Origin of the sequence: Tatumella terrea (assembly GCF_039523755.1) — a bacterium.
GTDB classification, from domain to species: domain Bacteria; phylum Pseudomonadota; class Gammaproteobacteria; order Enterobacterales; family Enterobacteriaceae; genus Tatumella; species Tatumella terrea.
Genome location: NZ_BAAAFX010000013.1, coordinates 239,423 through 260,009, shown reverse-complemented (window position 1 = coordinate 260,009; position 20,587 = coordinate 239,423). Strand labels below are relative to the sequence as shown.

At 57.4% G+C, this 20,587-nt stretch carries 13 protein-coding genes; 5 read left to right on the top strand and 8 right to left on the bottom strand.

Annotated features, from left to right (window positions below; translation table 11 throughout):
- The first annotated feature begins 51 nt into the window (after positions 1 to 51).
- On the top strand, positions 52 to 276 hold the full coding sequence (locus tag ABD035_RS09305) for a YgdI/YgdR family lipoprotein (protein WP_212714173.1): 225 nt from the start codon (positions 52 to 54) through the stop codon (positions 274 to 276).
- A gap of 118 nt (positions 277 to 394) precedes the next feature.
- Positions 395 to 1,435 carry an NADP(H)-dependent aldo-keto reductase gene (locus ABD035_RS09300; RefSeq protein WP_343869590.1) on the top strand — a complete coding sequence of 347 codons (1,041 nt, stop codon included), beginning with the start codon at positions 395 to 397 and terminating at the stop codon, positions 1,433 to 1,435.
- Between the two features lie 37 nt (positions 1,436 to 1,472).
- Here ABD035_RS09300 and lplT read toward each other — a convergent pair whose 3' ends face one another.
- The 7 genes from lplT to ABD035_RS09265 form a co-directional block, all read right to left on the bottom strand.
- Positions 1,473 to 2,678, bottom strand: coding sequence for a lysophospholipid transporter LplT (gene lplT, locus ABD035_RS09295; protein WP_425579718.1), 1,206 nt, complete (start codon positions 2,676 to 2,678; stop codon positions 1,473 to 1,475).
- Positions 2,668 to 4,839 (bottom strand): bifunctional acyl-ACP--phospholipid O-acyltransferase/long-chain-fatty-acid--ACP ligase, encoded by a 2,172-nt coding sequence (gene aas, locus ABD035_RS09290; RefSeq protein ID WP_343869586.1) that lies wholly within the window; start codon positions 4,837 to 4,839, stop codon positions 2,668 to 2,670. Before aas ends, lplT begins: the two co-directional genes overlap by 11 nt.
- A 162-nt stretch (positions 4,840 to 5,001) precedes the next feature.
- Positions 5,002 to 6,435: an efflux transporter outer membrane subunit gene (locus tag ABD035_RS09285; protein WP_343869584.1), complete on the bottom strand. Its 1,434-nt coding sequence runs from the start codon at positions 6,433 to 6,435 to the stop codon at positions 5,002 to 5,004.
- 3 nt (positions 6,436 to 6,438) lie between these two features.
- The gene (locus ABD035_RS09280) at positions 6,439 to 9,540 is read right to left on the bottom strand and encodes an efflux RND transporter permease subunit (protein WP_343869582.1); all 3,102 of its coding nucleotides are present in this window, start codon (positions 9,538 to 9,540) and stop codon (positions 6,439 to 6,441) included.
- Complete coding sequence (locus tag ABD035_RS09275; RefSeq protein ID WP_343869580.1) at positions 9,537 to 12,731, bottom strand: efflux RND transporter permease subunit; 3,195 nt, start codon at positions 12,729 to 12,731, stop codon at positions 9,537 to 9,539. The genes ABD035_RS09280 and ABD035_RS09275 overlap by 4 nt, the downstream gene beginning before the upstream one ends.
- Positions 12,731 to 13,975, bottom strand: a complete 1,245-nt coding sequence (locus tag ABD035_RS09270) for an efflux RND transporter periplasmic adaptor subunit (RefSeq protein ID WP_343869578.1) — start codon at positions 13,973 to 13,975, stop codon at positions 12,731 to 12,733. The genes ABD035_RS09275 and ABD035_RS09270 overlap by 1 nt, the downstream gene beginning before the upstream one ends.
- Positions 13,976 to 14,229: 254 nt before the next feature.
- Positions 14,230 to 15,963: a penicillin-binding transpeptidase domain-containing protein gene (locus ABD035_RS09265; RefSeq protein WP_343869576.1), complete on the bottom strand. Its 1,734-nt coding sequence runs from the start codon at positions 15,961 to 15,963 to the stop codon at positions 14,230 to 14,232.
- Positions 15,964 to 16,476: 513 nt separating this feature from the next.
- Between ABD035_RS09265 and galR the strand changes: the two genes are divergently transcribed.
- Positions 16,477 to 17,487, top strand: a complete 1,011-nt coding sequence (galR, locus tag ABD035_RS09260; protein WP_212714182.1) for an HTH-type transcriptional regulator GalR — start codon at positions 16,477 to 16,479, stop codon at positions 17,485 to 17,487.
- A 19-nt stretch (positions 17,488 to 17,506) separates the two neighbouring features.
- Here galR and lysA read toward each other — a convergent pair whose 3' ends face one another.
- Positions 17,507 to 18,772: a diaminopimelate decarboxylase gene (lysA, locus tag ABD035_RS09255; protein ID WP_343869574.1), complete on the bottom strand. Its 1,266-nt coding sequence runs from the start codon at positions 18,770 to 18,772 to the stop codon at positions 17,507 to 17,509.
- Between the two features lie 296 nt (positions 18,773 to 19,068).
- Between lysA and ABD035_RS09250 the strand changes: the two genes are divergently transcribed.
- A complete protein-coding gene (locus ABD035_RS09250) occupies positions 19,069 to 19,557 on the top strand; it encodes a nuclear transport factor 2 family protein (RefSeq protein WP_343869572.1) in 489 nt (162 codons plus the stop codon).
- 100 nt (positions 19,558 to 19,657) lie between these two features.
- Complete coding sequence (locus ABD035_RS09245) at positions 19,658 to 20,587, top strand: LysR family transcriptional regulator (RefSeq protein ID WP_212714185.1); 930 nt, start codon at positions 19,658 to 19,660, stop codon at positions 20,585 to 20,587.

The window sequence follows — 20,587 nt, the reverse complement described above, 5'->3', positions numbered from 1 at the left end:
CATTTATTACTATAACCTGTAATAAAATGACAACTGCACATGAGGAGAGCCATGAACGGATTACGTATCATTGCAGGCGGCGGCCTGATGCTCAGCGCACTGCTGCTTGGCGGCTGCAGCAGCCATTATGTCATGGCCACCAAAGACGGCCATATGATCATGACCCAAGGCAAACCGGAGATCGATAAAGATACAGGGCTCGTCCAGTACACCGATGAGTCAGGGAATCAGGTTCAGATCAACGGGGATGAGATTTCCGGCATTATCGAACGCTGATTTCAGCCTGCCGCTGTTCCGGCGGCAGTCGCGGGTACTTTTTCCTTTCGCGCCATCATTTCGCCGGTTATAGTCCGGAGAGGCCTTTTTTACCCGTAACCACAGAAGGAAGCCAGCAATGCATTATCACCGCATTCCCCATAGTTCGCTGGAAGTCAGTCAGCTGGGACTGGGTACCATGACCTTTGGTGAGCAAAACAGTGAAGCCGATGCCCATGCACAGCTCGATTTTGCCCTGAGCCAGGGGATTAACCTGATCGATACTGCCGAGATGTATCCCGTTCCGCCACGCCCGGAAACCCAGGGACTGACGGAAAAATATATCGGCAGCTGGCTGAAGAAGACCGGTAACCGCGACAAAATCGTACTGGCGAGTAAAGTGGCCGGTCCGGTACGTGGCAATGATGCCTCGATCCGTCCGGGTCAGGCGCTGGACCGTAAAAATATCCGCGCCGCCTTAGATGCCAGCCTGCAGCGACTGAATACCGATTATCTCGACCTCTATCAGTTGCACTGGCCACAACGGCCTGCCAACTTTTTTGGTCGTCTGGGCTATGAGTATACCGACGAAAACGTGCCGGTGACCCTGCTGGAGACCCTGGAGGCACTGACTGAGCAGGTCCGTGCCGGCAAGATCCGTTATATCGGGGTATCTAACGAAACCGCATGGGGCGTGATGCGCTATCTGCAACTGGCAGAAAAGCATGACCTGCCACGGATTGTGACCATTCAGAACCCGTATAGCCTGCTGAATCGCAGTTTTGAAGTCGGTCTGGCAGAAATCAGTCAGTATGAAGGGGTAGAGCTGCTGGCTTACTCATCGCTGGCTTTTGGTACGCTAAGCGGAAAATACCTGAATGGCAGGCAACCTGCCGGGGCGAGAAATACCCTGTTCAGCCGTTTTACCCGATACTCCGGTGAACAGTCATCACAGGCGATTGCAGCCTATGTGGCACTGGCTGAGCGGCACGGGCTGGACCCGTCACAGATGGCACTGGCATTTGTCCGCCAGCAACCTTTTGTCGCCAGTACCCTGCTGGGTGCCACCACTCCCGAACAGCTGAAAATCAATATCGACAGTGCTAATCTCACGCTGAGTGCAGAAGTCATCGCAGAGCTGGAAGCTATCCATCGCCGCTTTACCTACCCTGCCCCCTGACCGGCCTTTTTCTGCACCGCCACGCGGTGCAGAAACCTCACTGTCGACGGTGTTTCAGCCACTGCCAGCTCCAGAGCAGTGTGATCCCCAATGCGAATAAGCCGCCGAAGGCACAGCCGGTCGCAACCGGAGGTGCACCCAGTCTGACCGCCAGGGTATAGATCGCCAGCATCCCCAGCATGGCGACATTTTCACCCAGATTCTGTACCGCAATGGCATAACCGGCCCCGACCGATGCCCGGCCACGAACCTGTAACAACGCATTCAGTGGCACGACAAACACCCCGCCACAGACACCGGCCATGATCAGCCAGAAACCGGCAGTGTACATGTGGTGCATCAGGGTAAAAATAATCACCACCCCGCCCAGCAAAATACCCGCAGGGAAGCAGCGCCGGGTATTCTTCAGGGTAATCAGCCTGCCGGCCAGCAATGCCCCACCGACGATACCGACGGCCACCAGCGCATTCAGCAGCGTCGGCGTGGTGTTGTCGGTGATCCCTAATGCCACCGGCACCCACAGCACCAGCAGGAAACGAAGCGTTACCCCGGCCCCCCAGAACAGGCTGGTGCCGATCAGCGAGAAGCGGGTTTCACTGTCCTGCCAGAGGGTGCGGCAGGCGGCCAGAAATTCCTCCAGCATCACCCGCAGATGACGGTATTGTGCCGGCCGGGCGGCCGGCAGTCCCGGGATCATGATATTCGCCAGCACCGCCAGTGCGTAGATGACAGCACACATCAGCAGGGCCGTGGAAACATGCCAGTCGGCAAGCATTCCGCCGGACAGCGATCCCAGCAGGATCGCGGCAATGGTAGAGCTTTCCATTAATCCGTTCCCCCGGATCAGTTGCTCCTCGGGCATCAGTTCCCCCAGGATGCCGTACTTCGCGGGGGAGTATGCCGCGGCACCGACACCGACCAGTCCGTAACCGATAAAAGGATTAACGTTAATGCCGATCAGCACCGCCCCGATAAATTTCAGGCCGTTGGCGACCATCATTACCCGGCCTTTAGGAAAGCTGTCCGCAAACTGCCCGACAAAGGGGGCCAGCAGAATGTAGGCCACCACGAAAACCATCTGTAGCACAGGTTGCGACCAGGCCGGGTAGTCATTATTTTTCATCAATGCCAGGGTCGCAAATAACAGCGCGTTATCGCCGAACGCCGAGAAAAATTGCGCGGTCAGCACCGGACGCAGCCCTCCGCGGCCGGCCGGCGGCGGTATAATGATATTACTCATGATCCTTTACCACTGTGGACGGTGTTGTCGTCGCAGCCATTGTTTTAAGTTGCTGATAGTCCGGTTTGCCACTGCCCAGCAGGGGCATCTGTGGCAGCCAGCGAATATCACGCGGCACACTCAGTTCGCTATAGCCCAGCTCACGCCCCGCCTGCAGCAGCCTGTCCCGTGTCAGCGTGTTATCCGTGCTAAACAGGACCAGCGCTTCGCCACGCGTGGCATCGGTTCTGACGACCGCGGCATGCTGATGTTCCGCCGACACCTTCAGGGCCAGAGTCTCCGGGATCTCCAGCGAGACCATTTCCCCGGCCAGTTTGGCAAAACGTTTCACCCTGCCCTGAATACGGCAGAAACCATCGCTGTCAAAACTGACCAGGTCGCCGGTGTCATACCAGCCGGCTTCCATAACGCCTTCACCGTTATCCGCGGACGGTGGCTCAATCACCCCGGGGGCCGTCGCCCGCAGATAGCCTTTCATCAGGTTCGGGCCCCGCACCTGCAGTCGCCCGCCGTCGTCGATGCCGGGAACCGCGATCAGCCGGAAGTCCATCGCCGGAAGGATGCGACCGACGGTATTAAAACGGGCCGCCATCGGCACATTGATCGACAATACCGGGGCGCATTCTGTCGCGCCGTAGCCTTCCAGAATGCGTAAACCAAACTTTTCCAGGTAGAGATCACGGGTCGATGCCGGCAGACGGTCAGCACCGGCAACCACATAACGGATGCGCGCAAAATCATAAGGATCGGCAAAACGGGCATACTGTGCCAGGAAAGCCGGGGTACCGAACAGCACGTTACAGTTCCGGTCATAAACCAGTTCGGGAATAATGCGGTAATGCAGAGGGCTGGGGTAAAGTAGCGCCTCTGCGCCGGTAAACAGGGGGGTCAGCAGACCGACCGTCAGACCAAAGGCATGAAATAACGGCAGGGAAGACATAAAGCGATCCCCCGGTCTGAAATCTGCCACGGTGCGGATCTGTTCGACATTAGCCAGCAGGCTCTTGTGGCTGTGCACCACCCCTTTCGGGTCACCTTCCGAGCCGGACGTAAAGAGGATCACCGCGGCATCCTCCGGGGACTGCGGGGCCTGGGCCCGCTCCGGTTGCAGCAGATGACGGAGGATCCACAGCTTATCGCGGACAGTCAGTGACCCTTTCAGATCTTCCAGATAGATCCAGTTCACCCCTTGCAGTCCTTCGGTCAGGTGCCAGAGTTTGCCCTTATCGAGGAACTGCCGGGAGGTAAAGATAGTGGTGATTTGGGCTGCATTCACCGCCACCTGCAATCCGCGCACTCCGGCAGAGTAATTCAGCATTGCCGGGACGCGGCCGCGTAAAATCGCCCCGAAAATCACCGCCGGGGTGATGGACGTATTGGGCAGTAACAGGCCGGGTGTCTGTGCGGGCGGGCAATACTTGTCGAGTAACCGGGCCACACCCAGCATCTTTTTCAGCAGTTTCCGGTAACTGTCGGCCGGGGATAAGACATCCGAGATACAGGTCCGTCCCGCGCCATAGCGTTTTGCCGCACTCAGGAAGGCTTCAAATAAGGTTTCTCTGGGGCGGGCCGCCATCCGGGCTTCCATCATAATATGATGCAGATGTTCACCGGCCTGTGCCCGGCGCTGGCGTCCGGTAGATGCCGCCGGCATCGGTATGCGGGTGGCAGGCAGGATATGCAGGCTAATCTGCGGGAAGGGGCGACGCGGGATCTCTCCGCTCTGGCGCGCAAACCAGCTGTATTCTGCCCCCTCGATGCGTACCGGCACCACGGTCGCTCCGGTTCTGGCCGCCAGAAAGCCGGCTCCGCTGTAAACTTTCATCAGTGAACCGGTGATACTGATCCGCCCTTCCGGGAAAATCACCACCGGTCGTCCCTGATTAATCAGACGAATAAGCTGTTTAACGGAGACCGCTTTTAACGGGTCCAGCGGGACCACCTCAACCAGTGAACGGACGACTTTCATGTACCAACGGTCAGACAGCCCGGACCAGACCGCAAACACCGGTTTTCCCGGTAAGAACAGGCTCAGTAAGACACCATCAAGAAAAGAGGTATGGTTAGGAGTAATCAGTAATTTGTCATGCTGAAAGGGTGACAAATCGCCGTGCACCCGCACCCGCCAGAACAGACGGCAGAGTCCACGTAACAGACTAAACATCCACTCTCCTTAATATTCAAACAGTCGTCCCCGGATTAAACACGTTTGTGTCGCAGGACACAATTAATCAGCACGAAATGTCGCTATTTTTTTACTCCGGTCACCGGTCTGTCGTCTTTCTGACCGGTTCCGGAGTAAAAATGAAGAGTGAGGATGGGGAAACTAGCGGGGATTGCCGGCGGGCGCATCCGGCAGGTCAGAGGTGCTCCAGCCCCCGCCCAGGGCCGCCACCAGAGCCACACTGGTCACCCATTGGGTACTCTGCAGTGCCAGCAGGCTCTGTCGGGCGCTGAGACGGCTGTTTTCGGTGGTCGCCACATCAAGGTAGTCAATCATCCCGGCATCATACTGATTGCGGGTGACACGGGCAGATTCAGCCGCGGCATCACTGGCGGCTTTCTGGGCCGAGATTTCGTCGTTCAGGGTATTCAGTTCGACCAGATTATCTTCCACACCCTGCATCGCCGTCAGCACCGTCTGGCGATAAGTCGCCACACTGGCGTCATAGGAGGCGCGGGCCTGTTCCACCTTCGCGGAGGTGGCACCGAAGTCCAGAACCGTCCCGCTCAGCTCCGGTCCCAGCGACCAGACACGCTCAGGCAACGAAAACAGATTGTGCAATATACTGGACGTAAAGCCGCCGCTGGCCGACAAGGTCAGGTCCGGATAGTATCCGGCAATCGCCACCCCGACCGCCGCGTTGGCCGCAGCCACATTACGCTCGGCATAGGCGATATCCGGACGGCGCTGTAACAGGCTGCCCGGCAGACTGACCGGGATGGCCGGTAAGGTCGCGGTCAGCGGTGCCGCCGGCAGCGAGAACTGTGACGGTGTCTGGCCGATCAGCAGAGCAATGGCGTGTTCCAGTTGCGCGCGCTGCCACTGATAGTCCAGCGCCGTTGACCGGGTACTGGCCAGCTGCATCTGTGCCTGCGCCAGCGTCCCGCGATCTTCATTACCGGCCAGGTATTTATTATTGATTACCCGCAGATAGCCTTCATAAGCAGTAATACTCTGCTGATAGAGGGCGATCCGCTCATCCATAATCCGCAGCTGGAAGTAGTCCTGCGCCAGTTCAGACTGCGCACTCAGGGTGGCATTGGCAAGCTCGGCCGCACTCGCCGAAGCACTGGCGCGATCTTCTTCCCGCTGACGACGCAGACTGCCCCAGAGATCCACTTCCCAGCTAGCGGTCAGTTGGGCGGAGTGGCTGTCAGCAATACTCTGCACCGGAGAACTGCCATTGGAGTGGCTGGCTGCCCGGGTCGAGCTGCCGGTAGCACTCAGCGACGGGAACAGCGCGGCTTTGGATTGCGCAGCCAGCGCACGGGCCTCACGGTACTGTGCGGCATACATAGCAATATTCTGGTTGGAAATCGCCACCTGAGGCATCAGCTGGTTCAGTTCCGGGTCGTTAAAGATCCGCCACCACTCCCCTTTCGGTTCCGCATCCAGCGGGGTGGCCTGTTGCCAGCCTTTCGCTTCTTTAAACTGTATCGGCACATCTGCCGACGGACGATGGTAATCCGGGCCGACCATACAGCCACTGAGCAGCAATACCAGGCAGATCGGGGTAAGCTTTTTTACTGTTTTCATCAATCAGGATCCTGAGGCCCGCAGGCGGTGCCATTGTCGTTTTGTGGCGCGGCTCAGCCGGTCCAGCCACAGATAGACCACCGGGGTGGTAAAAAGGGTCAGCAACTGGCTAAGCGCCAGACCGCCGGCAATCGCCATGCCCAGCGGACTGCGCAGATCGGCGTCCCCGCCGCTGCCCAGCGCCAGAGGAAGTGCGCCGAAGAACGCCGCCAGCGTGGTCATCATAATAGGACGGAAGCGTTTCACGCAGGCCTGCGTGATGGCCTCCTGCGGGGTAAGCCCCTGTTTACGTTCCGCATCCAGCGCGAAGTCGATCATCATTATGGCGTTCTTCTTGACGATACCGATCAGCAGCACAATACCGATCAGTGAAATCACCGTCAGCTGGGTATTGGTGAGGATCAGCAGCAGCAAGGCCCCCACCCCGGCAGACGGCAGTGTCGAAAGGATAGTCAGCGGATGAATATAGCTCTCATAGAGCATGCCAAGCACGATATAGACGGTGGCCAGCGCTGCGGCAATCAGCCACGGCATGGTCGCCGTCAGCTGTGTAAATGCCGCGGCGGTCCCCTGGAAACCGGCCTGAATCGTATCCGGCAGACCAATTTTTGCCATCGCCTGATGAATGGCGGCCTGGGCTTCTTCCAGCGATGCCCCGTCCGCCAGGTTAAAGGCCAGCGTACTGGTCGCCGACTGCCCCTGGTGGTTGACCGACAGCGGCGCATTGCCGCCACGGAAACTGGCAAAGGCCGACAGCGGGATCCGGTCGCCGCTATCGTTAATCACGAACAGCTTCTCCAGTTCCGACGGGTCACGGGTCTGGTCACTTTGTAGCATCATCACGACATGATACTGGTTCAGCGTCTTGTAAATGGTGGCTATCTGGCGCTGGGCAAAGGCATTATTCAGCAGGGTATCCAGCATCTCCACATTCACCCCTAAGCGGCTGGCCCGATCCCGGTCGATATCGATCATCACTTCCTGCCCCCCGGTCTGGGAGTCTGAATCCACATCGGTTAACTGCGGGATAGCCCGCAATGCGGCCGCCACTTTCGGTGTCCAGGTGCGCAGCAGGTCCAGATCATCGGCCTGCAGACTGTACTGATAGGTCGCATTCGCGCTGCGTCCGCCAATATGTAAGTCCTGAGCCGCCATCAGGAATAGCTGTGCTCCGGCCACGTGGCTGGCTTTCATACTCAGCCGGTTGGCAATTTCGGTAGCATTACCTTTCCGTTTGTCGAAGTCCTTCAGCCGGACAAAGAAATTCGCCGTGTTACGCGACCCGAACATCCCGCTACCCATGGAGGACATCACACTTTCCACCGCCGGGTCAGAGCGGATAATTTGCGTAAATTCGGCCACTTTCGGTTTCATCGCCTGGAAGGAGATATTCTGGTCGGCCCGCGCCATTCCCATCAGTAACCCGGTATCCTGGTTCGGGAAGAAGCCTTTCTGAACCACCGAATAAAGAAACAGATTCAGTAACACGGTCAGCAGCAGACTGAACATGGTCAGTTTCTGGTGTGCCATCACCCAGGCCAGCCCGCGACCGTAGGCGGCAGACAGCCGGTTAAGCTGCTTTTCAATCCAGCGGAACACCGGATGCGGTTGCTGTGTCTCCGGCGGCTGACGCTTCAGCAAACGGGCACATAACATCGGCGTCAGACTGAGCGACACAAACATCGAAATGACCAGCGAGATACTGAGGGTCACTGCGAATTCGCGGAACAGGCGGCCCACAATGCTGCCCATCAGCAGGATGGGGATAAAGACCGCAATCAGCGAGATGGTCATCGATAACACGGTAAAGCTGACTTCCTGTGCCCCGCGCACCGCGGCCCGCACCGGCCCCAGTCCGGATTCGATATGGCGCATGATGTTTTCCAGCACCACTATCGCATCATCCACCACAAACCCGGTGGCGATGATCAGCGCCATCAGGGAAAGGTTATCCAGGCTGTAGCCCAGCAGATACATGACTATACAGGTTCCGATCAGCGAGACCGGTAATGCCAGTGCCGGGATCACCACCGCCCGCCAGTTACGCAGGAACACAAACACCACCGCAATCACCAGCAATACGGCCGTCAGCAGGGTTTCTTCGGTGTCATACAGTGAGGCACGGACCAGCGGCGCACGGTCAACCACCAGCTGCAGACTGGTGTCTGCCGGCAGGGTCGCCCGCATGGCCGGTAGCTGTGCCTTTATGGCATCGATCGTCTTCAGCATGTTGGCACCGGCCTGCCGGGTGACGCCAATCATCACCGCCGGTTTACCGTTCAGAAAGCCGGCACTGTACTTATCCTGCACGCCGTCGTAGACGGTGGCGACATCGTGTAAGCGCACGGCTTTGCCATTCCGGTACAGAATGATCAGGTTGCGATAGCGGTCGGCACTTTCCAGCTGACCGTTACTGTCGATAGACCAGGAGAAGTTCTTCCCTTCCAGTATGCCTTTCGGCAGATTGGTGGTGCTGTTGGCCACCGCGGTTCTGACGGTATCCAGCGGGATCCCGTATTGCGTCAGTTTTTCCGGCTGCAAATCGATACGCACCGCCGGTAACGCACTGCCCATCAGGGAGACTTCACCGACTCCCTGCACCTGCGAGACCACCTGTTCTATCTTACTCTCGGCGAGGTCATATAACTCGCCGGGCGGTCGCGTCGAGGAGGTCAGCGCCATCATCACTATCGGCGCATCGGACGGGTTGGCTTTCCGGTAGGTCGGCATCGAAGGCATACTGCCCGGCAGTAAGCTGCGGGCGGCGTTAATTGCCGCCTGCACATCCCGCGCGGCGCCGTTGATATTCCGGTCCAGAGAAAACTGCAGAATAACGGTGGTGGAGCCCTGAGAACTGCTGGACGTCATCTGGGTGACGCCGGCAATTTCGCCCAGCGCACGCTCCAGCGGGGTGGCGACCGTAGCCGCCATCGTTTCAGGGCTGGCACCAGGCAGGCTGGCGCTGACCATAATGGTCGGGAAATCGACCTGAGGTAACGGGGCCACCGGCAACAGCCGGTAGCCCAGCGTCCCCAGCAATAGCATTGCCAGAGTCAGCAAAACGGTGGCGACCGGCCGGAAGATAAATAGCCGGGTGATACTCATGACTCCCTCCGTGCGGCATCACGGCGACGCTGAATAAAACGTTTTCCGCGCTGTGATATGCCGTCGAACCAGAGATAAATCACCGGGGTGGAGAACAATGTCAGCACCTGACTGACGATCAGACCCCCGACGATCACCAGCCCCATCGGTTCACGCAGTTCAGACCCGGAGCCCGAGGCCAGCATCAGCGGTAATGCCCCCAGTAATGCGGCCATGGTGGTCATCAGGATCGGGCGGAAACGCAACAGACAGGCCTGGTGAATCGCCTCGCGCGGTGACAGATGCTGTTTATTTTCGGCTTCCAGCGCAAAGTCGATCATCATGATGGCGTTCTTCTTCACGATACCGATCAGCAATATCACCCCGATAAGGGCGATCAGACTGAACTCCGTGCCGGTCAGCAGTAACGCCAGTAATGCACCTATCGCGGCCGACGGCAGGGTCGAGAGGATGGTGACCGGGTGGATAAAGCTCTCATAGAGAATGCCGAGCACCAGATACATGGTCAGCAGGGCCGCCAGGATCAGCCACAGGGTATTGGCCGTGGCGCTCTTAAACGCCGACGCCTCGCCCTGATACTGCAGCGTGATGGAGGACGGCAGGTTTAACTGCTGAATAATATCCCCGATCGCCTGCTGTCCCTGCTCTATCGAGTATCCCTGGTTGAGGTTAAACGAGACCATGACCGCCGGGTACTGGTTAAGACGCATATTCATCAGTGACCCGAGCCGCTGATGGATCGTCGCAATCGATGTCAGCTTCACCATCCCGCTACGGGTCGTGGTATCGGTGCTGCTGTCCGTAGTGGTGTCTGAACTGCTGCCGGCAGACGTGGTGCTGGCGGAGTCGCTGGTGCTGGTCACCGAAGATTTCAGATAGATATCATTCAGCGATTGCGGACTTAACTGATAATCAGGCGCGACTTCCAGCACCACCCGGTACTGATTCGCCTGGGTGAAAATGGTCGAGACCAGACGCTGACCGAAGGCGCTGTACAATGCCGTATCCACATCCGCGGCAGTGATCCCCAGCCGTGAGGCTTTATCACGGTCCAGATCAACGTACGCAATACGTCCCTGATCCTGCAGGTTGCTGACCACACTGTTAAATTCCGGACGTTTCGCCATCGCGGCAATCAGTTGCGGCGTCCACTTCACCAGCGGTTCGCTGTCCAGAGAGGCCAGCGTAAACTGGTACTGACTGGGGGTCACCTGGTCATTGACGGTCAGATCCTGCGCCTGTTGCATATAGAGGCTGATACCCGGCACCTGACGCGCCGCCTGCTGCAGTTGTTTCACAATCTCATCGCCACTGTCGCTGCGCTCTGAGAAAGGCTTCAGGTTAATTTGCAGACGACCGCTGTTCAGGCTGGTATTGGTGCCGTCGATACCTATCGTGGAACTCAGCGATGCCACGGACGGGTTTTTCAGCACAATCGCCGCCAGGGCCTGCTGGCGCTGCGCCATTTCCTGAAAGGAGACATCCTGCGAGGCAATAGTGGTACCTTCAATCAGTCCGGTATCCTGCGGCGGGAAGAACCCTTTCGGCACCATCACATACAGCAGGGCCGTCAGTGCAAAGGTCGCAACCGCCACCCACAGGGTAATTTTCTGGTGGTTGAGCACCACATTCAGTAACCGGTCATAACCACGGATGATACGGTCAAACCCTGCCCCCACCTTGCGGGAAAAACGGGATTGTTTTTCTTCGGGGACATGGCGAAGTAAGTACGCACATAACATCGGGGTCAGGGTCAGGGAGACCACCAGCGATACCAGAATAGAAACCGCCAGCGTAATGGCGAACTCCCGGAACAGGCGTCCGACTACATCGCCCATAAACAGCAGCGGGATCAGCACCGCAATCAGCGAGAAGGTCAGCGAGATCAGGGTAAAACCTATCTGCTGCGCGCCTTTCAGGGCCGCCTCCAGTGGCGACTCCCCCTCCTCCAGACGCCTGGAGATATTCTCGACCATGACGATGGCATCATCGATCACAAAGCCGGTGGCAATGGTCAGCGCCATCAGAGACAGATTGTTGAGGCTAAAGTCCAGCAGATACATGACGCCGAAGGTGCCGACCAGTGACAGCGGTACCGCCACACTCGGGATCAGGGTCGCGGACAGATTGCGCAGGAACAGGAACGTGACCATCACCACCAGCGCTATCGACAGCATCAGCTCAAACTGAACATCGCTGATCGAGGCCCGGATGGTCTGGGTACGGTCGGAAATCACGTTCAGTTTCACACCGTCCGGCAGGGCTGCCTGCAGCGCCGGGAGCTGCGCTTTAATACTGTCGACCACCTGGATAACGTTCGCACCGGGCTGACGCTGAACACTGACGATAATCGCCGGCTGGCGGTTGGCCCAGGCTGACTGGAAGCGGTTTTCGGCACCCTGCGTGATGGTGGCGATATCTTTCAGGCGCAGTGCCGCACCGTTCTGCCAGGTGAGGATCAGATTGCCGTACTCCTGTGGCGTTTTCAGCTGATCATTGGCATCGATGGTCACCGAGTGAAACTGGCCGTCAAAGCCCCCTTTCGAGCCATTGACGTTGCTGTTGGTGATCAACGTATCCACATCAGAAAAGGTCAGGTTATGGGCGGCCAGGGCCTGCGGATTAAGCTGGATGCGGATGGCCGGCTGATTTCCGCCTGCCAGCGTGACCAGCCCCACACCACTGATCTGCGACAGTTTCAGGGCGACACGGGTGTTAATCAGATCCTGCACGCGGGTCAGTGGCAGGGTGTCGGAGGTTGCCGACAGTGTGATCACCGCCGTATCGGCCGGGTTCACCTTTTTGTAGGTCGGCGGATTCGGCAACCCACTGGGTAACAGGCTGTCTGCGGTGTTGATCGCGGCCTGCACTTCCTGCTCGGCCACATCCAGAGCGGTATCCAGCCCGAAACGCAGAGTGATCACCGAAGAGCCGCCGGAGCTTTCAGAGGTCATCTGGCTGAGGCCGCTCATCTCGCCCAGATCACGTTCCAGCGGGGCGGTGACCGAGGTGGATATTACCTCCGGGCTTGCCCCCGGATAGAGCGTGGTGACCTGGATGGTCGGATAATCGACCTGTGGCAACGCAGACACGGACAAAAAGCGGTAAGCAAAAATACCGGAGAGCAGCAGGCCGATCATCAGTAACAGGGTTGCGACCGGTCGTTGGATAAATAGCCGGGAGGGATTCATTAATTCTTCGCCTGTGAACGCTCTTTGTCTGAAACAGTCCCGGCTGCCGCCCGGGTTTCACTGCTATCCACGACCGATACTTTCGCGCCGGTGGTCAGTCTGTCGATCCCTTCCGTGACCAGCCTGTCACCCGGTTTAACGCCGCTGAGGATCACCTGCTGATCACTGCCATAGGCCGGACCGGTGGTTACGCTGCGGCGGGTCACCGTATCGTCGGCATTGATCACAAACACAAAGCTGCCATCACTGCTGAGCTGTAAGGCCTGTGCCGGGATCACCGTGGCATTGTTCAGTACTTCGGTCTGCAGACGCAGATTAACAAACTGGTTAGCAAACAACGCCTCATCGGTATTCGGGAACATCGCTTTCAGTTCCACGCTGCCGGTACTGGTATCAATTTCATTGCTCATAAACCGCACGGTCCCCTGAGCGAGCGCGGTGCTGTCGTTCTGATCAAACGCCGTGGCAGGCAATGCCTCGCCGTGATGCAGCGTTTTAACCAGTTGCGGGATATTACTCTGCGGTACGCTGAAGGTCACGGCGGCAGGCTGCATCTGCGTTATCGTGACCAGTGAGGTGCTGGAGGCGGTCACCATATTCCCCGGGTCGACCAGACGCAGGCCGACACGACCGCTCACCGGCGCGGTGATGCGCGAGTAACCGATATTGATTTTTGCACTGTTAATCTGGGCCTGATCTTCCTGAACCGCGCCGCTGTACTGCCCTACCGTCGCCATCTGGCTCTCCAGATCCTGACGTGACAGCGAGTCCTCCGCATAAAGCTTACGGTAACGGGCGAGTGTCAGCCTGGCGCTGGTCAGCAGGGCTTTGTTCTGAGCAAGCGCCCCTTCATACTGCTGCAGTGTGGCCTGATACGTCCGGTCATCGATCTGTGCCAGCAACTGCCCTGCGGTGACTTTCTGACCTTCGGTGAAATACACTTTATCCAGCTGCCCGTCGACACGACTGGTGACGGTCACGCTGGCATTAGGCACCACCGTCCCGGGAGAACTTAGATAAACAGGGACGTTCGCCTGCGTTGCGCTACCGGCATGCACCAGCGTGCCGCCGCTACCGGCCTGCATTCCCATGCGATGACCGCCCGGACCTGGCATACCGCCGCCAGCGCCGTGACCGGAAAACCAGACCCGCCAGATAACCCCGGCAATAATCAAACAGAAAACGCCGGCCAGAAGCCATCTCAGCCAGTGATATCGAACGGTTTTTTCAGTGTTATTTGTCATCAGATTCTGTGGTTATCAGAGAAATCGGGCACAGCAGATAGTCGTATCTTTGTGCAGCGGAATTTATATAACTTGCTCTATTATTGACAACAGTGGCGACATATTTCCACCGTCAAAGCGTAAGGTTTTCGTTAAAAAGTGTCGACAGCCGCAAGACGGCCGGGGATGGCGGCGATAAAAACGGGATGAATTTTCAGTGTGTTGGGCAGCCGTCCCCCTGCACCGCGGGCGGTACAGAGGAGGTGAGTGCAAATTCAGGGGGTCGTTTCAGGCGTGTTGGTGCTGTACAACGCATCCGGCGCAACATTCAGATATTTAAGCACCGGGCCGATGATATTCCCGAAAATCGGTGAGGCCACCGATCCCCCGAAGTGAGCCCCTGCTGTCGGGTGGTTGATCATGATCACCAGTGCCACCACCGGATGGCTGGCAGGTGCGACGCCGGCGGTATAGTTAATATACCCGCCGTCATATTTACCGTTAGACCCCATTTTTTCTGCCGTACCGGTCTTAATCGCCAGCCGGTAGCCGGGAACCGCGGCCCGGACACCGGAACCGCCGGGCAGGGCGTCACTTTCCATCATATGGACGACACTGCGAACCACATCCTCATCGGCGACCCGGTTACCTTCTACCGGGGGCGTCACTTTGGTGATAGACAGCGGACGATAGATGCCAAACGAGCCGAGGGTCGCATATTCACGCGCCATCTGCAGCGGTGTCACACGCAGGCCATAACCGAAGGAAAAGGTAGCACGTTCGATATCCGCCCAGCGCTGACGATGCAGCGGAAAATACCCGGTACTTTCGCCGGTCAGCCCCAGGTCGGTTGGCCGCCCCAGACCGAAGGAGCGGTAAGTATTTACCAACACGTCAGCCGGCATCGCCAGGGCAATGTGTGAAACCCCGATATCACTCGATTTCTGCAGGATCCCGGTCATGGTCAGACGGGGCCAGTGGCCGACATCGCGGATCAGGTGTCCGTTAACCACATACGGGGTGGTATCGATCACCGAGTCCGGACGGACCAGATGACGCTGTAACCCTTCCATTACCACCAGCGGTTTAACGGTAGAGCCAGGTTCGAAGCTGTCGTTAATCGCCACGTTACGCATCTGTACCGGGGTGGCCCCGTCGTAGTTATTCGGGTTATAGGACGGATAAGAGGCCATTCCCAGTACTTCGCCGGTATCGACTCTGACCATGACGGCGGCGCCGGAGTCGGCTTTATTCAACAAGACCCCGTCCCGCAGCTTGCTGTACATGGTGTACTGGATAAATTTATCGATACTCAGCTGCACGTTCGGTGGCTGAGACGGCGGCTGGTAACTGATCATCGAAATGATATTACCGTGACGATCCTGGCGGTATTTCTCTTTACCCGGTTCGCCTTGCAGGATCTTATCGAAACTTTTCTCAATGCCGTTAAGACCGCTGTTATCTGTCCCGACAATCCCAATCAGGGGTGCCGCGGCATCGCCCATCGGGTAGAAACGGCTGTCATCATAGACAGAGGAGATCCCCGTCAGGTGCAGCTGAGAAATATCTTTGGCGATACCCAGCTCAACTTTACGCCCCAGATAAAGGAAGCGTTTTTTCGGGTTTGCGGTAATTTCGGCCGCCAGTTCCTCCGGGCGCATACTCAGCGCAGAGGCCAGATAGTTCCATTTGGCCCCATAGAAATCAGGATTGGCTTCGAGCACTTTCAGCGGATCGGCAATAATGTCACGGGACGGAACGCTCAGGGCCAGGGTATCGCCGTTGCGATCCAGCAGGGTGCCGCGGTTGGTCGGCAGGATCACGGTACGCAGTGAACGCTGGTCCGCTTCGCGCTCCAGCATAGGATGGTCAAGCAGTTGTAAATCCCCGACCCGCAACAGCAGAAAAGCCAGACAACTCACGACACCGAGGCACACCAGGCGAAATCGGAAAGGGTTAAAGTTTTTGTTGATCTGGTCTTTACCCAGCATCTTTTTTATCCGGGGCATAACAATCCGCTGAATTAATAAAATAAGTCAATCTGACGCTGTTTTATAATGAATTTACCCGCAGGATCACAGCTAAAGTGTGTATCAGTTGGTAATAGTCCGTTATCACAGAACAGTGATAGCATATCAGGCGGCCGGGAAAAATGGGAATCAGCGGTAAAAAAAAGGGGATATTCCTGGTAAAAAAAAACCTGCGCTTCAGCGCAGGCTGGTGTAATCAAAAACTTTGATGTTCACCCATCAATACCTCTGGGACAATTAATTTACCAGGTAAGTATCCTCAGCCACCACCAGATAAACGCAACTATTCTCCGCAAAATGTAAGCAGCTATTTAAAAGTAAACCCGCCGAAATAACACGGCTGTCAACGTTTTCCACCACCCGACCGCCAAAAAAACCGTCAGCGGGTGTAATTTTGCCGATATCGGACCGTGGACAGCTCTGCGGCTTGCAGTCCGCGGCGTTTTCCGTAACACTTCCCCGATATGCCACTCTCCCCCCGGACTCAACTTAATGGCTACCATAAAGGATGTTGCCAGACTTGCCGGTGTTTCAGTCGCGACTGTCTCCCGGGTTTTAAACCATTCTCCGAAAGCCAGTGATGCCTCACGTCAGGCCGTCCGTGCGGCGATGCAGCAACTGCACTATCAGCCGAATGCCAATGCCCGCGCGCTGGCTCAGCAGACTACCGCAACCATCGGGCTTATCGTCGCCGACGTGGCTGACCCGTTTTTCGGGGCCATGGTGAAAGCCGTCGATGAAGTCGCCAGCCAGACCAGTAACTTTTTGCTGATCGGTAACGGTTATCATAATGAGCAACAGGAGCGGCTGGCGATACAGCAACTGATCCGCCACCAGTGTGAAGCGCTGGTACTGCATGTGAAGAAGATACCGGACGATGAACTGGCCGGATTAATGCGCCAGATCCCGGGCATTGTACTGATCAACCGTACCTTGCCGGGGTTTGAGTCACGTTGCATAGCCCTGGATGATAACTACGGCAGCTGGCTGGCGACCCGCCATCTGATCCAGCAGGGCCACGAAAATATTGCGTTTATCTGCTCTGATCATGCGATTTCGGATGCCGGTGACCGGCTGGCAGGGTATTACCGGGCACTGAATGACCACCGGATCCCGCAGAATCCGCAACTGGTCGCCTTTGGTGAGCCGGATGAAACCGGAGGTGAAAAAGCCATGATTAGCCTGCTGGCACAGGGAAAAACCTTCAGTGCCGTCGCCTGTTATAACGACTCAATGGCCGCCGGCGCGCTGGCGGCGCTGAACGATAACAGTATTCCGGTGCCGCAACAGATGTCGCTGATTGGCTTTGATGATGTGCTGGTCAGCCGGTATGTGCGGCCACGGCTGACCACTATCCGCTACCCCGTCGTGACGATGGCGCAACAGGCTGCCCGGCTGGCGCTGGCGCTGTCCAAAAATCAGCCTCTGCCGACGGTGACACACCTGTTCCATCCGACACTGGTGATCCGTCACTCCGTCGCGCAGTACAACGAGCCGGGCTGAGGCGCCCGGCAACGGTGAGTTATTCGCCGGTGTCCAGTTCTAACGCCAGCAATTCCCCGATGGTCTGGGCGCGACGAATTTCACGCACCTGCCCGTCTTCAAACATCACTTCAGGGATCAGCGGTCGGCTGTTATAACCGGAAGACATCGACGCCCCGTAGGCACCGGTGTCATGAAACACCAGATAATCCCCGACCCGCGCGGCGGGCAGTGCCCGGGGGGCGATGGTCCCGCCCTCAAGCTGGGTAAACACATCCCCGGACTCGCACAGCGGACCGGCGACCACGGTATCCTGCAACGTCCCCGTGTCCGCAGCAGAGTTATCTGCCGGCATCACCGAGATTTCATGGTAACTGCCGTACATGGCTGGCCGCATCAGATCACTGAATCCGGCATCGACCAGTACAAAATGCCGGCTGCCCATCGGTTTTACCGCCCGCACCTGGCTGACCAGTACCCCGGATTGCGCCACCAGGAAGCGGCCCGGCTCAATTTCCAGTTTGACCGGGTGACCGAGATGGCTGGCAATACGCTGACGCGCGGCATTCCACAGACTGAAATAGTGGCGGGTATCGATTTCGTCTTCACCGTAACGGTAAGGGACCGAGAGCCCGCCGCCGGCAGAAATCGCCGGGATATCCGCCCCGCTTTCGATGACCTGGCCGACCATCGCATCACAGACCTGCTGCAGATGCTGGTAATCCACTCCGGAACCGATGTGCATATGCAGTCCGGCGAGGGTTAATCCGTGGTCACGGATCACCTGCAACGCTTCACCCAGTTGCTGATACCAGATGCCATGTTTACTGTTTTCCCCGCCGGTATTGGTCTTCTGGCTGTGCCCGTGGCCAAAGCCCGGATTGATACGCAGCCAGACACGGTGCCCGGGCGATACCGCCGCCAGCTGATGCAGCATATCAACCGACCCGGCATTGACCGCGATCTTCAGTTCTGCCACCCGCTGCAGTACGCTGTTATCCAGCAGATCGGCGGTGAATACAATATCGTCGCCTTCCGGCTGATAGCCTGCCACCAGTGCCCTTTCGATTTCGCCCAGCGATACCGAATCCACTTTCACACCCGCCGAACGCATCAGCCGCAGAATATGAATATTAGAACAGGCTTTCTGGGCAAAGCGGATAATATCGAAATCGCGCAGTTTCTCGATCTGCTGCAGGATGACACCGGCATCATAAGCCCAGAAAGGCCCCGGGTATTGCTGTGCCAGCGGCAGCAGATTGTTTTGATTTAGGGCGGTTTCGGTGGTGGCTAACGGGCGCGGCATAATTTCATCTCTCCTGTTCGGTAGCCTCCAGTAAGCCACAGACCAGCCATATTGAAAAATATCAATTTATCGTTAATCTATTCATTACTGATATGCTTTTACTGAGATAACGGCCATCGTCACGCCAGTCGGACCAGGTTGCCACTTAATAGTGATGAACAGCGATGGCGGAGAGAGCGGCAGACGGAACCCTCCGCCATGCTCACACATTTGGCGGTTATCGATTACGCTGTAAGTCTAAGGACCGCCATTTTTCGCGGTTACCGCCCCCCCCCCCCCGGATCGGAGAGAAATGTATGAAGAAAGCACTGCTTCTGGCCGCAGGTTTGTTCTGTTCAGCCAGCACACTGGCCGCCGCCAGTCAGCCTTTTCCGCCGCCCTCTGACACTCAGCCGGTCAGAAACCTGGCACAGGAAAACCGCAACCTGCAACTGGTCTATCACTTTTATGATCAGTTCTTTAATGACCATAATCTCAGCGCCGCCCACAGAGACCTCTCCGCCGGCTATAAACAGCATAATCCTCATGTTCCCGATGGCCGCGCGCCTTTTGTGAAATACTTTGCCGGCTATTTTAAAGCGAACCCGCAGGCACACTCCGTGATCAGTCAGTACGGCACTTACGGAGACCGCGTATTTCTGCGGGTCCATTCGGTACGTAATCCGGACGATCGCGGACGGGCCATTGTCGATATTTTTCGTGTGAAAGACGGTAAAATAGTCGAGCACTGGGATTCGGTTCAGGATGTCCCGGCAACCGCCGCCAATGATAATACGATGTTCTGAATCACCGCGGCTCTGCCCTGCGATACCGGCAGAGAAACGCGGCCACAGAGGCGCTGCGCGATCGCCACAGCGGGCGCAGCGCTGACAAGGTAAACAGGGAATGCAAAAAATTAACTGGCGTCAGGTTGAAATATTTCATGCCATTATGACCCGTGGCAATCTGACTCAGGCGGCAGAGTTTCTGCATACATCACAGCCGACCCTCAGCCGTGAGCTGGCCCGCTTCGAACAGCAGCTGGAAGTGACGCTGTTCAGCCGTGTGCGCGGCAGGCTGCAGCCGACCGTACAGGCTCTGCGCCTGTTCGAGGAGGTTGAGCGCAGCTGGTATGGTCTGGAGCGCATCAGAGAGACGGCGGAAGGATTACGGGATTTTCATCAGGCCGAACTTTCGGTGGCCTGTCTGCCCGCCTTCTGTCAGTCACTGCTGCCTTCACTGTGCCAGCCCTTTCTGCAGCGCTATCCCGGGGTGAGTATGAATATTATCCCGCGTGAATCGCCGCTGCTTGAAGAGTGGTTATCGGCCCAGCGGTATGATCTGGGCCTGACGGAAACCTCTCAGCAACCCGCCGGCACCAGGCTGTTGCCCCTGCTGACGGTCGATGAGGTCTGTGTGCTGCCGGCGCATCATCCGCTGGCGGCCCGGCCGCAACTCACCCCGCAGGATTTTTCAGGGTTACCCTTTATCAGCCTGTCGCGGGATGACAGCTATCGCCAGCTGCTGGATACCCTGTTCAGGGAACATAATGTCAGCCGGCAGTTACGGATGGAAACGCACAGCGCCGCCTCGGTCTGTGCCATGGTGAAGGCGGGGGTCGGGGTGTCGATCATTAACCCGCTGACTGCGCTCGATTATGCCGGACAGGGGGTGGTGATGAGGAAGTTCAGCATCAGCGTCCCCTTTACGGTCAGTCTGATCCGTCCGCTGCATCGTCCGGAATCGTCGCTGACCGGGGCATTTATCGATCACCTGCAGCAACAGGCCGGACAATTCGTCCGGCAGATAGCGCGACAGTTACAGACGGACGGGTAA

Bases quoted from the DNA above. Each gene is read 5' to 3' on its own strand.
- ABD035_RS09305 (WP_212714173.1), top strand. From the start codon at position 52: ATGAACGGATTACGTATCATTGCAGGCGGCGGCCTGATGCTCAGCGCA.
- ABD035_RS09300 (WP_343869590.1), top strand. From the start codon at position 395: ATGCATTATCACCGCATTCCCCATAGTTCGCTGGAAGTCAGTCAGCTG.
- aas (WP_343869586.1), bottom strand. From the start codon at position 4,839: ATGTTTAGTCTGTTACGTGGACTCTGCCGTCTGTTCTGGCGGGTGCGG.
- ABD035_RS09285 (WP_343869584.1), bottom strand. From the start codon at position 6,435: ATGAAAACAGTAAAAAAGCTTACCCCGATCTGCCTGGTATTGCTGCTC.
- ABD035_RS09280 (WP_343869582.1), bottom strand. From the start codon at position 9,540: ATGAGTATCACCCGGCTATTTATCTTCCGGCCGGTCGCCACCGTTTTG.
- ABD035_RS09275 (WP_343869580.1), bottom strand. From the start codon at position 12,731: ATGAATCCCTCCCGGCTATTTATCCAACGACCGGTCGCAACCCTGTTA.
- ABD035_RS09270 (WP_343869578.1), bottom strand. From the start codon at position 13,975: ATGACAAATAACACTGAAAAAACCGTTCGATATCACTGGCTGAGATGG.
- ABD035_RS09265 (WP_343869576.1), bottom strand. From the start codon at position 15,963: ATGCCCCGGATAAAAAAGATGCTGGGTAAAGACCAGATCAACAAAAAC.
- galR (WP_212714182.1), top strand. From the start codon at position 16,477: ATGGCTACCATAAAGGATGTTGCCAGACTTGCCGGTGTTTCAGTCGCG.
- lysA (WP_343869574.1), bottom strand. From the start codon at position 18,772: ATGCCGCGCCCGTTAGCCACCACCGAAACCGCCCTAAATCAAAACAAT.
- ABD035_RS09250 (WP_343869572.1), top strand. From the start codon at position 19,069: ATGAAGAAAGCACTGCTTCTGGCCGCAGGTTTGTTCTGTTCAGCCAGC.
- ABD035_RS09245 (WP_212714185.1), top strand. From the start codon at position 19,658: ATGCAAAAAATTAACTGGCGTCAGGTTGAAATATTTCATGCCATTATG.